The organism is Streptomyces sp. iso_384 (assembly GCF_056172905.1).
Map to the genome: position 1 here is coordinate 113,556 of NZ_JBWBTT010000016.1, position 12,110 is coordinate 125,665.

Here is a 12,110-nt window from a genome sequence, read left to right on the forward strand (position 1 = left end):
CCGGGGCGGCACGGAGAGTCCGTCAGCCGTGGACCGCTTCGAGGTCCCGCTCCTCGAGGCCGGGGGTGTCCTCGTCGTCCTGGTCGTCGGCGTGGTTGGGGCCGTGGACAGTGCAGACGATGTCCTCGTCGTCGTCCAGGTCGCCGTTCAGCGCGCGGTAGAGGCTGGTGATGCTGTAGGCGGGCGCCCAGGCCCTACCGGTGCATTCGTCGTCGTGCGGGCACGGCACGGCGACGTCGAACCCGATGTCGCCCTCGCCGTCGATGTCGGTGCGCAGGGCGAGGGTGAGGTACTGCTGGCCGAGACGGATCTCCGCGACGCGGTCGCCTCCGGCGACGTTCGAGCCGGGCTTCCACCGCCACAGCGGCACGATGTCCTCGCCGAACATCCGGGCCGGGAGGTTCAGGTCACCGAGCCCGTCGCTGCCGTCGAGGCCGAGAGCGGCCTGCCGGGCCCCGCTCAGGCGCTCCAGGAACGGCAGGAGCCGGTCGAAGCGGTCGGAGAAGGCGGTCGCGAAACCCTCTTTCCCCAGGGAAAAGGTCTGGTGTGAGTCGACCATGTCCTGGTGCTGCTTGATGATCGTGGCCTCGGGCACCGTGCGGTTCGCCGGTCGTGGGCCCTGCCGCTCGATGCAGACGCTCGCTGGCGTGGGGACCATGACCGCGATCGGCACCATGTTGTGCCGCTTAGCGGCGGCGACCAAGGGCTCCCTGGCTTCCCGGGTGGTGTTGGTGGCGTCGACGATGGTGAAGAGCCTCCGGCGCATCCTCGCTTCCAGGAGCAGGTGCAGGGCGGCGACCGCGTCACCGGTCGCGGCCTGGTCGCCCGCATCGTCGCTGACGACCTCGCCGGGCCGATGAGGACCACCAGGCTGTTCTCGGGCATTGGCGGGTAGATGAGTTCGGTCATGCGGATCTCCTCGAAGAGCAGGGGCGCCGGGCAGCGCGGAGGGTGCGCTGCCCGGCGTGATGGGTGAGTGGGTCGGCGGCGTTGTGCGGGTCGTCAGCGGACGATCATGTGGGTGGGGTGGCCGTTCTTCATGTGGTCCACGCACTGCGGGCAGTCCTCACGGGGGCCCAGAGCGGCGTGGGCCTGACGGCTGGCGTACGCGTGGAACCAGCACTGCGTGCACTCGCCGCGGGGCGGGTTCGTCGCCTTCTGGTTCGGCATGTCAGCGCGCTCCGGGACGGGTGGTGAGCCAGGTGGTGACGGCGGCTGCGCCGATCCCGATCGCTCGGTGGAGCGCCGCATCGAGTTCCATCCACGCGGTGCCGGGCCCGTTGATCTCGCGGGTGAGCGTGCCGTCGTCGTCCATGCGGACCGTCTGGCAGTGCTCGATGTAGCCGGTCTTCCCGGTCTTCTTCGCCAGCCACAGCAGTAGGGCACCGCGGTCGATCGCCGCGTGCGTACCGGCGTTGATGGCCGCTCCGGCAAGCAGCGCGGCCGGGGTGACCCGGTAGCCGAACGCCCGGGTGATGCCGATCGTCGCGGCCAGCTGCACGGCGGTGTACGAGGCGACGTGGCAGGCGACCGCGCGCCTGCCCAGGGTGCTGGTGGTCATGGTCGGCCGGGTGGAGTCCTCCGTGGCGGGGGTGCCGTCGGCGTGGACCAGGTCCTCGCCGTACATCCGCTTCCGCGACGCGGTCTTCGAGCCCTGGACCCAGTGGTCACAGGCGGGATGCAGCTCGCCGAAGGTCGCCAGGAGGGTGGCGAAGAGGGCCAAGCGCTCGGTGACAAGGGGCAGACGGGGCATGCTGGGGTTCTCCTGATCTCGAATTGCGGGTGAAGGGGTGCGGGGCGGCCGGCTCTTTGCCGATGCTGCGGTCGACCCCGCGTGCGGCTTCCGCCCCGGCCGGTGCGGCCGGGGCGGAGGTCGTCTCAGAACGGCGGTTCGTCGGGCCAGGCCGGGACGGGCAGGAGCCGGATGTGGAGCTCGCGCCGCTCGGACCAGCAGCCGCACGCCTCCATCTCCGGGAACGGCCCACCAGCCCACCAGCCGCCCTCGCCCCGGCAGTCGGGGCAGGAGCGGCGGGCAACGGGCGTGAGGTGGAGCCGGTGCCGGTCGGCGTACAGCTGCCAGCGGCCGGCCTTGAGGCCGGCGGCGGCCGCGGCGAGCGCTACAGGCACCGCAGCGGCCGCCATCAGCGAGCGGGGCGGGGTTCGCATCGGCTCAGCGGGTCGGGGTGCTGGCGCAGTACGGGCCGCCGGTGTCGCCGCTGTGAACGGCGTGCCCGCCGGCTGGACGGAGTTCCTGGAGGAGCTCCAGGAGGTCGTTCTCGTCCTCCAGCAGCGATGCGACGTAGCCATGGCCGCAGGTGCAGGGCACGAGCAGGGTGAGGACGTCGCGGTAGTCGGCGTCGGCGGTGATGGTGTGGTGGAGCCACAGCCCGCCGTCCAGGTGTGCCACGGCGCTGGGCTGGACGGCGGGGTCGCGCAGGGCGGGGAGACCGGTCCAGGCGTCGTGGTCTACCGCCTGGCCGAGGGTGTCGGGGTAGGCGGTGTAGAGGTGGTCGGCAGCCGCGGTCTCCGCCACGTCGCGCTCCTCATCCGTGGTGAGACGGGCGGTGGTCGCGACGATCTCGAACAGGAGGGCCAGCGGAGAGTCGGCCGCCGGGCTGATGGCGGGCGGGGTGAGGGTCTCGGTCACGGTGTGATCGCTCCTTCGGCTGAGGCGTTCAGGCGGCCAGCCGGTGCGTGACCGGCGTGGCGATGGTGGTGAAGTAGGTGTCGGGGCTGGGCTCGTAGCCCTGGGCGCACGGGTCGCAGGAACCGACGGTGCGCAGGGGCAGGCAGTAGACGTACCGGCGGGCGCACTTCGGGCAGGTGCTCCTGGCGGCGATGGCGCGGTCCAGTGCCAGCTCCTGAGCCAACGTCGGGACACGCTTGGGCCGGGCCAGGTCGACCCGGAGGAGGAAGCCGCGGGTCGGGTGACGGCACGACCAGTTCGGCCGGGTCGCGCACAGGCGGCACCGCAGGATCGCGACCGGACCTTCGTTGTCACCGGGGCTCAACCCCATCTCCCGCAAAGCGCGCCGCGTGACGAGGCCTTCGGGTACGGCGCCACGATCAAACTCGGGCAGGGCCGTCGCGCCGCGCGGCACTCGGATCACGTCGCGCCGCTGCTTGCGGGTGCGGGGCATCACCGGCTCCAGGTACCGGGGAGGCGGCGCTGGGGGAGCGGGTAGCGGGGGCCGGGGCGCTGCGGGCGGGGACGGCCGATCCGGCGACGCGGGCGGGGGATGAGCACGAGCGGTTCCTCCTGGTGTCGGTGGACAGCACGCACCGCGCCCGCCGGCTGTTCGTCGGCGGGCGCGGTGCGAGGCGGCCGGTCGGCCTGTCCGGCCCTCGCCCACCCGGGTGCGGGTGGGCGAGGGCCAGGCGGGGCGACCGGAGGTCAGTCCCGGAAGGGGCAGTTGCTGTGCCGGTCGGCGGCCGGGGCGGGCATGTGGATGTGGACGTCGGGCCGGGCGGGAACCTTCGCGGGGTGGGCGGGGCGGCCGACGGTGCGGCGCAGGGTCAGGCCGTTCAGCGCGAGCGCGGACAGGAGTGTCCAGGCCAGGACCGTCAGGGCGACCGCAATGGTGCGGCTGGTGTCCGGGGTGGCCGTCCAGACCATGAACACGGTGGCCGCGCCCCACCCGGTCCACATCGCCCGCAGGGCGTTGCTCCGGGTGAAGTAGCCGAAGATCAGGGCGGTGATGCCGGTGGCCAGCCACAGCGTGTAGACGGTGGAGGCGGCGATGGGGAGGCCGGCGGAGTGCTGGGCGATGTAGGTGCGGACCGGCTGGTCGACGATGGCGAGCACGCTGTCGGAGGTGTCGACGCCGACCTGCACCGTCGGCACCAGGGTGAGCAGCTGGTGCAGCGCGTGGAGGACGGCCTCACCGGCGGCCACGACCGCCAGCAGGACGAAGGACGCACCGACCAGCATCAGAACGGCCCGAATCCAGGGCGCCATGTGCCGCGGGCCGTCCTGGGGGACGTTGAGGATGTCCATCCACATCAGGTTCAGGACGCCGTCGTCCTCCCACGCCTTGTCCCACCAGGTGCGCAGCGCCGCGAACACGGACTCCTTGGGCGGCGTCTTCGGGAAGGGCACGGGGAGGTGGGGGAGCTCCTGGCGGTCGGTACGGGGCGCGCTGTCGTTGGACTGCATGAGGCAACTCCTAGTTGGTGAAGCGGGGTTCACGGAGCGTGCGAGTGGGCCAAGCTGTGGGTGAGCGACGGAATCGGCAGAGGTGAAGGGGGCGGCTGCGATGGGGTGGTTCACCCGGGATGAGCCGGTGGAGATCGTCTTCGACCAGGTCATCGATACGGACGACACGATCTGGCCCGCGTTCACCGACGACGACGGGGTGTTGTGGATCGACGTCGACTACGAGGTCGAGGTGACGGTCAACCGGGCGATCGTCGACGGGCAGATCCGGGGTGCCGAGGTCGATGACTACGGGCGGATCTGGATCGACTACGACTGACCGGTGAGGCCGGACGGCCTGTCCCGCACCCGAGGCCCGGCAGGCGGGCGGTGTCGGATGCGAGGCAGGGCGCCCGAGCTCAGCGGACGTCGTTGCGGGTGCGGGAGAACATCCCCCGCTGGTTGCTGGTGTTGGTGATCTGCGTGTTCTGGGTGACGGGGCCCTTGTAGACCGTCTTGGACACCGACCGGGCCTTGCTGACCGCGCCGCCGATGGCGGTGGCGACCATCGCGAGACCGGCGAACGGCAGGGTCACCATCAGGACGCCGTAAAGCGTGACGGAGGCCAGGCCCTGGAGTACGAGCCAGGCACAGCAGCCGAGACCAACCGACCCGGCGCCGACGCCGATGCTCGCGACGGCGATTCCGGCGGCCCAGGCCGGGACGATCCGCTTGTCGTCCTGATGGACGGGCGGGGTGTCGCCGTACGGCGGGACCTTGGTGTCGTCGCGGAAGGACGTCGGGAAGTGCCGTACGGGCGTGGCCGCGGGCTGGAAGGACTGGGTGATGATCCGCTCAGCCTCGGCGCGGGCTTCGGCGTCGGTGAGCGGGCGGGTGATGGGCTCGAAGTCCACGGTGATCTCCGGTTCGAGGGGGAAGCGTGGCGCCCTCCCCGCTGGGTGGGCGGGGAGGGCGCAGGGGCGGGGGAGCGGGGCGGGACTACTGGGGGGTGGTGGCGGCCTCGTCGAGGGCGTCGGGCGTCGGGTACTGCGTCAGCGGCCGACGGCTCTCGGTGCGGAGTACGAGGCCGTTGCGGCGGCCGGTGAGCAGCAGCTCGGTGACGAGGGTGCGGGCCTCGGGGCTGGCCGCGAGGACGTCGGCGGAGTCGGCCACCAGGACCAGGGGGCGGTTGTTCATCGGGCTCTCCTTCGCGTACGGGCGGGGTGGGATCGGGCTGGTCAGAAGCTGCTGATCCAGCCGGTGAGGGAGGAGATCGCGCTGTTGACCGTGGGGGCGATGCCGGTGCTGGCGAGGAAGAAGCCGAACAGGCAGACGGCGATGCCCGGCAGGATCCGCTGGTAGCCGGTACGGACGAGGATGAGGACGATGATGCCGAGCAGGACGACCAGGGAGATCGACAGGGCCACGGTTCTTTTCCTTCGGTGAGTTGGGGTGTCGGGGGTGCGGGTCAGTTGTCGGTGAGCTGCCAGACGCCGCGCTTGCGTGTGGTGGCCAGGCCCTTCGCCTTGAGCTGGGAGCAGGCGTTGCTGACGCTGGAGGGCTGGAAGTCCGGCAGCGCGGCGCGCAGTTCCTTGAGCGGCTTGGGCCCGTCCGCGAGGAGTTCAAGGATCTGGTCCTGGAGGCCGGGCTCCTCGCCGGGGTCGTTGTCGAGGCCGAACGGGATGTCCGCGAACGGCCCGCCGAACGGAGCGGGCGCGCCCGGGGTATCGCCGCCGTGTCCGTCCATGTCGGCTGCAGGCGCGGGGGTACCGGGTTCGGGGGCGCTGCTGGAGGCACCGGAGAAGGCCTGGGCGAGGGTGTCGCAGTCGGCGTACGGGTTGGTGTGCCGCAGGTCGTAGAGCCCGACCTTGGCCTGCGCGGCCGCCGCCTCACCCGGGGTGAGGCCGTTGGCCGGCTCTTCGCCGTACAGGGCGATCAGGTCCGGATAGACCCCGTCGACCTTCTCCGCGAAGAACGTCCTCATGAACTTCGCCCGGCCGTCGAGGAACATGTACGCCATCCCGGCCGTACTCTCGCCGTCCTCGTCGTCCTGGCCGGAGAACAGCGCTTCGATCTGCCCGTTCTCGTAGATCCGGGCGGGGATGTTCTCCATCTGAAAACCGGCCGGGGCGATGCCGTCCAGGCCCATCTCCTTGGTGGAGGAACTCGCGGTGCGCATGAGGAACAGGGCGCCGACCTTGCCCTGCTGGCGGATCGCGTCGTCGTCACCGAGGTCCTTGAGGTGCAGGGACTGCACGGCGAGCCGGATGCCGATGCCGACCTTGCGGCCGGTCTTCTGGATGTCGGCGATGAGGTAGGCGGTGGCCTTGCGCATCGCTTCGTCCGGGTGGGACAGCAGCCGGTTGATCTCGTCCAGCGTGATGTTGATGAGCGGCCACGGCCTGCCCAGGGCGAAGTCGCCGCGCCCCATCTCGTTGCTGATCCGCTCGCGGTACTTCATGACCGCGTGCGCGGCCGTGAGCATCAGCAGCGTTTCGACCGGCCCCTTGGCGAACCAGTCGACCCGGCCTTCCGCCTCGGGGAGGGACATGCCGCCTTGGACGTCGCCGACCCAGGAGACGACGCCGGAGCGCTTCTCCCCGGCGAGGATCAGGTTCTGCAGCACGCTCTTGCCCGCGCCGGTGACGCCGGCGGTGATGCCTCGCAGCGCACCCTGGCCCGGATCCCACAGGCGCATCCGGGCCGGTTTGCCGTCGTGGCAGACGCCGATGGTGATGCGGCCCTTTTCGTCCATCGTCAGGTCTTCGACGGTGGCCTTGCGGACCTTCATCAGCGGGTTGGTCTTGTAGATGGAGACGACGCCCTGGCGGATGCCGTCGGTCTCGATGACGAGGCGGGAGGGGTCGTCGATGCCGAAGGCGGAGCAGATCGCCGTGTGCGGCAGGTAGATCGTCTTGCCGGGCGGGGAGGCGACCAGGAGGACGATGCGGTCCTTCTCGGTCCGGTGGTCGATCAGGTCGACGCCGGGGGCGGCCTTGCCCGGGGCGGCGACCGCGGTCTCCCACAGGCCCCGGATGCCTTCGGCGACGGCCTCGGTGTCCTCCGAGGTGGGCCGGGCGACCAGCCGCATCCGGCCGGGCCCCGAGCCCTGGACCGGCCGCATCTTCACCGTGCCGACCGGGAAGTCGAACGCGGCGGCCAGCTGTACGTCGGTGAAGGTGGGCACGGCCTTCCCGGCCTGGGCGACGACGACGGCCTCGAAGTCCGGCCGGTCGGCCCGGTACGGGGCGATGGAGACGAGCCGGGTGCCGTCGCCGGTGGCCTGCGCCCACTTCGCGGCGAGGAACTCGGTGTACGTCAGCTCCCGGGGCGCCAGGCCGGTGCCGGTCGGCACCTGGTGGTCGGTGAGCTCCAGGACCAGGGAGGCGCTGCGGGTGAGCGGCGCCATCCAGCCCATCAGCCCGGCCCACGCCGCGGGGGCGACGACCTCCCACCAGTTGAAGCCGGGGGTGATCAGGTTCGCCACGTAGGTGCCGGCGGCCGTGAGGAACGGGATCGCGCGCTGCGCCCGGGTGATGGCGCTCAGGCCTTGGCCCGGGTCGGTGTTCTTCGTCTTCGCGTACAGCCAGGCCAGGGTGCCCAGTCCGATGCCGCCGGAGGCGAGGTAGGACCAGGCGCTGTCGTCCAGCTGCGGGCCGACGGCCATCCCGGCGGCGGTCAGCGCGTAGGAGGTGCGTTCGGCCAGGACGCGCCGGTAGAGGACGTGGCTCGGCACGGACTTGGTGGTGTCGACGGCCGGTGCCGCCTGGTCGGTGGTGCTCAACGCAGCCTCCTTGTCTGGGCAGGGCGCAGCGCGGGGCCGCGCCCGGTGTGGGTGCGGCCCCGTGTTGCGGTGGGTGGGTTGGAGTTAGTGGCGGCGGCCGGTGCGCCGGTAGAAGCCGGGCTTGGCCTGTTGGACTCCGGAGGCGTTGGAGGCTTCGTAGCCGGGGCGGTACTCCTGCTCGTGCGCGCCGTTGAAGCCGCGGGCGTCGGTGTCGACGGAGTCGGCGGCGTTGACCATGTCGCCGGAGGCCTCCGCGACGCCGGTGAGGGCGGTTGAGACGTCCTCGATCATCGAGGTGAAGCGCGGCTCGACCTCGGCCTGGCCGCACATCTCCGCCAGGCGCAGGGCGGCGGTGGAGTTGGCCTCCATGTGGGAGCGGAGGCGGTGCATGCCCTCCTTGAGGAAGAGGGCGGAGGCGGCGAGCTTCGCGGTGCGGCCCGCGAGGGCGAGGAAGCCGAGGGGACCGCCCGTACCGCCGGTACTGCTGGCGACGGTGTTGTTCATGCCGGGGATGGCGGGGAGGTTGTCGCTCACGTGATGATCTCCTCTCTCAGTTCTGGTTGTGGATGCGGGCGGCGGGGACGGCCAGGCCGGTGTCCTCGGTGGCCTGCTGGAGCGGCCGGTAGGCGTCGAACATGGCGTTCTCCGCGCTCTCGGAGAGCTCGGCGGCCGTGAGGGACTTGGTGGCCATCTCCCTGGCCTTGCGGTCCAGCACCTCCATCGACTCCGCGAGCTTCGCCATCGCGGCGCCGGTGAGGCGGCCGATGACGTTGTGCGTGGAGCGCAGGTCGGCGGCCAGGTCCTCCAGCTCGTACCGGATCTGCCTGGCCTTGGCGGAGAGCTTGTTGCAGGTCTCGTGCGCCGTGAACGACTGCTGGGTGAGCTCCTCAAGGACGTCGAGGGTGTCGTCGAGGGTCACCTCCGTCTTGTGCTGGGCGTCCATGTCCGTGATGCCGCCGCTGCCCCACTGGGCCATCCAGCTGTCGCGGGTGTCGGGGACGGTGCTCACGCTGTTCTCCTTCGTGCTCGGGTTGTCGGCGGGGCCGCCCGTGCCGGACGCCGGGCTGGGCCCGGGGGTATCGGCGCGTTCGACCGTGATCGGCCCGGGCTGTGCGGGTACCGCCGTGGCCATGCCCATCGCCTCGAACGGCGTCAGGCGCTGCTGGCCGGTGCCCGGCATCGTGCCCCCGCCCGCCGAAGCCGGAGCCGTAGCGGGTCCGGTGGCTGCGGCGGCCGGGGCCGGTACAGCAGCAGGACCCGGCGGAGCCGGAGACGGGGGTGAGGCGGTGGCAGCACCGGCAGTTCCGGCCGGTGCGGCGGCCGCGACGGCCGGGGCCGGTGCAGCTGCCGGAGGGCTGGGCGGGACCGGCGGCATGGGCGGGGCGGAGACGGTCGTGCCGGTAACCGGGGTGGGGACCGTGGTGGTGCGCATCCGGGCGCGCTTGCGGGCCCGCGCCCTGGCCGTGGACCAGGGCGTGCGGCGGGTCGGGGCCTTCGCGGCCGGACCCGACGGTGTCTTCCCGGCAGGCCCGGAAGGCGTCTTCGCGGCGGGGCCGGCGGGCTTGGTGCTGCCGGGCTTGGTGGTCTTGGTCTTCGGGCCGGACTTCTTCTTCGGCTTCCTGACCTTGACCTTCGTGACAACCGGCGGGCCCATCTTCTTGCGGCGGCGCTTAAGCCGCTTCTCAGCGGTCTCATGCACAGCCTCGCCGAAGGTCGTCCGGCCCCGGGCGGCGGACTTGCGTGCCGCGTCCATCTTCTTGCCGTACGCGCGGTCGAAGCGGCGGCACTTGCGGCAACGGCAGCCGTACGTGTCCGACGCCGCCATGGTGCCGTGCGCGATCCCCGGGGTGAGCGTGACCTTCTTGCCCTTGCGGGACTTCCCGCCCGGTGCCGTGGGTACCGGCGCGGGCACCGAGGCCGGGCCCGTCCCGCCCTTGCCGGAGCGGGTCTTGCTTTTCCCGCCGCCGCGCTTGCTGCCGGGCGCCGTGGTGCCCGAGCCGCTGCCGCCCTTCCCCTTCGGCTTCGTCTTCGGGCCGGTGCCCGAGGTGGTGGTGCCGGGCTTCTTGCGCAGGATCCCGGACGGGCCGGTCGTCCCGCGCGGCGACTTCTTCGTGCCGCTCTTCGGCCCGGACGCTGTGCCCTTCCCGGTGCCCGACCCCTTCGGAACCTTCGGGCCGGACGGACCGGGCGTGGACTTCCCGCCCGTCCCCTTCGTGGGGGGCGTGGTCTTGTTCCCCTTGCCCAGGTTGGGGCCCGTCGTCTTGCCGGTGCCCGGGCCGTGCTTCTTGTGCGAGCCACCTGCGGACCCCCCGGCACCGGTCCCGGTGCTGCCGGGTCCGCCCTTGCGGTTCAGGACGGCCCCGCCTCCGGAGGAGCCGGACCCGCCACCGCCGCCGGGGCCGCGGTTCTTCCTGCCGCCACCGCCGCTGTTGTTCGGCCCCTTACCGGCGCCGCCCGAACCGCCCGAACCCCCGGACGATCCGGGGTTGCGGTTCTTCTTGAGGCTGAGGCCGCCGCCCTGCGAGGTGCGCGTCACCGGGGTGACGCCGGAGCTGTTCTTCTTCGGCGAGTTGGTGCGGCCGCCGCCGGAGCCGGAGCCTGAACCGCCGCCCGGACCCCGTCCGCGACCACCACCGGAACCGCTGCCGGAGCCGCTGGGCGACTTGGTCGTCGACCCGCCGCGCCCCCGGCCTCCCGAGCCGCTGAGCGCCCCGCTGCCGCCCCGCCCCGACCGGCCCGGACCACCGGAGCCGGAGCGTCCTGACGAGCCGCCAGGACCGCTCTGGAGGGCCTTGCGGCCGTACTCCGGACCGGACGGCACCGGCTTCTTCGAACCGCCCTTGGGTGAGCCGTCCTTGCCGCTGCTCGCGGTCTTCGCGACCGCCTCACGCTGCTCCCGGCTGGCCCGCCCCGAGGCGATGCTGGAGTGAATCCCGCGCATCGCCGCGAGGGAGACCGCCAGGACCGCCGCCAGGGACAGCGAGCCGAGCCCCGGCGTTGCGGGTGCCGGGGCGCCCTCCGAGCGGAAGGTCGACGGCACCGCCGCACCGGTCGGAGCCGGGGTCGCGGTGGGCCCCGGAGCGGCGGCGAACGGGGCTCCCTGACCAGGGTCCGGGAGGGTCGCGATAACGCCCATCGGGTCGGTTCGCGTCGCGGGTGCAAACGCCTCCGGAGTGGCCGGGGCGGGGTCTGCGGGGGCGGCGAACGGTACGTCGGCGGAGGCCGGTTCGGAGGGCTCGGCCGGGGGATCGGTGGGAGCCGTGAAGCCCACGCGGGGGAAGTTGATCACGTTGTTGGGGCCGTCGTCGTCGGCCATGACGTCTCCCTCTCGGAGTTGACAGAAGGTCACCGCCTGGGGCACCCTCGCGCGCGCACGACACGCGCGCGCCTTGGGGTGCTCCGGGCGGTGGGGAGGGGGCGGTGAAGAAGAAGAACTTCGTCACCCTCCGTGCTGCTTGTAGAAGTCGTGCAGTACCTGGGTGAGCGCGGGCCACAGGCTCGGCTTGCCCTCGCGCTCGGCCTGGCGGGCCAGGGTCCGGCACGCGTCGTACCAGACCCCGGCCCGCTCCTGGTCGGTCGTGGCCTCGGCAACCCGCCCGTTCCAGTGCTTCGCACGGTTTTGCGTCTGCCGAGGCGTCGTCACTTCCCGTCTCCCTTCGGGAAGTAGTCGTTGATCGTGCTCGTCGGCCGCTCACCGCCGGCCGCCATCGGCCACTGCTGCCAGGGGTTGTCCGGGGCCACGAACTCCGCCGGCCTCGCCTGCGGAACCGTGCCGCCGGGCTGCTCCTGGGGGGTGTTGAGCGCGGTCACCGTGCGGTTCAGCGAACCGGCGACGGCCGCGCCGACGGCGGCCTGGCGGCCCTGCTTGCGCTCCAGGCGCTTGGCCTCCGCGACCGCCCTGCGCTGCGGGAGCTCCAGGACCTCGTTGACGTAGGTCGCGTACAGGGCCTCGGCCTTGGCCGCGGCCTCGGTGGACGCCTTCTGCATGGCCTTGAGCTGCCGGGCGACCTTCCAGGCCCGCAGCCTCTTGGCCATCCAGCGGTCGCCCTCGATCGGCGTCTGCTGGAGGCGGCTGCGCACGATGTCGGCGATCTGCCCGTACTGCTGGGCGTCACGAACGTGCTGGTCGCGGACGGTCGCGGTGAAGGCCCGCAGGCCCTCATCCGTGAACAGGGCGTTGATATCCATGAG

Annotated in this window: 16 protein-coding genes; 1 reads left to right on the plus strand and 15 read right to left on the minus strand. The window is 72.2% G+C overall.

What is annotated here, in order from left to right:
- Window positions 1-22 precede the first annotated feature (22 nt).
- From AC0VY3_RS36905 to AC0VY3_RS36935, 7 genes are all read right to left on the minus strand, one after another.
- Window positions 23-1,054 (minus strand): AAA family ATPase, encoded by a 1,032-nt coding sequence (locus tag AC0VY3_RS36905; protein WP_475551883.1) that lies wholly within the window; start codon window positions 1,052-1,054, stop codon window positions 23-25.
- Window positions 1,003-1,170, minus strand: a complete 168-nt coding sequence (locus AC0VY3_RS36910) for a pRL2-8 (RefSeq protein WP_403473534.1) — start codon at window positions 1,168-1,170, stop codon at window positions 1,003-1,005. Before AC0VY3_RS36910 ends, AC0VY3_RS36905 begins: the two co-directional genes overlap by 52 nt.
- Window position 1,171: 1 nt before the next feature.
- Window positions 1,172-1,753 carry a hypothetical protein gene (locus tag AC0VY3_RS36915; protein WP_475551884.1) on the minus strand — a complete coding sequence of 194 codons (582 nt, stop codon included), beginning with the start codon at window positions 1,751-1,753 and terminating at the stop codon, window positions 1,172-1,174.
- 125 nt (window positions 1,754-1,878) lie between these two features.
- Window positions 1,879-2,166, minus strand: a complete 288-nt coding sequence (locus AC0VY3_RS36920; protein ID WP_475551885.1) for a hypothetical protein — start codon at window positions 2,164-2,166, stop codon at window positions 1,879-1,881.
- A 4-nt stretch (window positions 2,167-2,170) separates the two neighbouring features.
- Window positions 2,171-2,647 carry a hypothetical protein gene (locus AC0VY3_RS36925; protein ID WP_475551886.1) on the minus strand — a complete coding sequence of 159 codons (477 nt, stop codon included), beginning with the start codon at window positions 2,645-2,647 and terminating at the stop codon, window positions 2,171-2,173.
- Window positions 2,648-2,675: 28 nt separating this feature from the next.
- Window positions 2,676-3,140 (minus strand): RRQRL motif-containing zinc-binding protein, encoded by a 465-nt coding sequence (locus AC0VY3_RS36930; protein ID WP_475551887.1) that lies wholly within the window; start codon window positions 3,138-3,140, stop codon window positions 2,676-2,678.
- Window positions 3,141-3,394: 254 nt separating this feature from the next.
- Complete coding sequence (locus AC0VY3_RS36935; protein WP_475551888.1) at window positions 3,395-4,156, minus strand: hypothetical protein; 762 nt, start codon at window positions 4,154-4,156, stop codon at window positions 3,395-3,397.
- A 100-nt stretch (window positions 4,157-4,256) separates the two neighbouring features.
- Here AC0VY3_RS36935 and AC0VY3_RS36940 point away from each other — a divergent pair, with 100 nt between their 5' ends.
- Window positions 4,257-4,475: a hypothetical protein gene (locus AC0VY3_RS36940; RefSeq protein WP_380955188.1), complete on the plus strand. Its 219-nt coding sequence runs from the start codon at window positions 4,257-4,259 to the stop codon at window positions 4,473-4,475.
- Window positions 4,476-4,554: 79 nt separating this feature from the next.
- On the opposite strand, the gene AC0VY3_RS36945 is transcribed toward AC0VY3_RS36940, so the two are convergent.
- From AC0VY3_RS36945 to AC0VY3_RS36980, 8 genes are all read right to left on the minus strand, one after another.
- Window positions 4,555-5,049, minus strand: a complete 495-nt coding sequence (locus AC0VY3_RS36945) for a hypothetical protein (RefSeq protein WP_475551889.1) — start codon at window positions 5,047-5,049, stop codon at window positions 4,555-4,557.
- Between the two features lie 85 nt (window positions 5,050-5,134).
- Window positions 5,135-5,332, minus strand: coding sequence for a hypothetical protein (locus AC0VY3_RS36950; RefSeq protein WP_475551890.1), 198 nt, complete (start codon window positions 5,330-5,332; stop codon window positions 5,135-5,137).
- 41 nt (window positions 5,333-5,373) lie between these two features.
- Complete coding sequence (locus tag AC0VY3_RS36955; RefSeq protein ID WP_260823449.1) at window positions 5,374-5,562, minus strand: hypothetical protein; 189 nt, start codon at window positions 5,560-5,562, stop codon at window positions 5,374-5,376.
- A 41-nt stretch (window positions 5,563-5,603) separates the two neighbouring features.
- A complete protein-coding gene (locus AC0VY3_RS36960; protein ID WP_475551891.1) occupies window positions 5,604-7,919 on the minus strand; it encodes a hypothetical protein in 2,316 nt (771 codons plus the stop codon).
- Window positions 7,920-8,003: 84 nt separating this feature from the next.
- Entirely contained in the window at window positions 8,004-8,453 is a 450-nt protein-coding gene (locus AC0VY3_RS36965) for a conjugal transfer protein TraB (RefSeq protein ID WP_475551892.1), read from the minus strand.
- A 16-nt stretch (window positions 8,454-8,469) separates the two neighbouring features.
- Window positions 8,470-11,235: a hypothetical protein gene (locus AC0VY3_RS36970; RefSeq protein ID WP_475551893.1), complete on the minus strand. Its 2,766-nt coding sequence runs from the start codon at window positions 11,233-11,235 to the stop codon at window positions 8,470-8,472.
- A 123-nt stretch (window positions 11,236-11,358) separates the two neighbouring features.
- Window positions 11,359-11,562 (minus strand): hypothetical protein, encoded by a 204-nt coding sequence (locus AC0VY3_RS36975; protein ID WP_367462341.1) that lies wholly within the window; start codon window positions 11,560-11,562, stop codon window positions 11,359-11,361.
- A complete protein-coding gene (locus AC0VY3_RS36980; protein WP_475551894.1) occupies window positions 11,559-12,107 on the minus strand; it encodes a hypothetical protein in 549 nt (182 codons plus the stop codon). The genes AC0VY3_RS36975 and AC0VY3_RS36980 overlap by 4 nt, the downstream gene beginning before the upstream one ends.
- Between the last annotated feature and the right edge of the window lie 3 nt (window positions 12,108-12,110).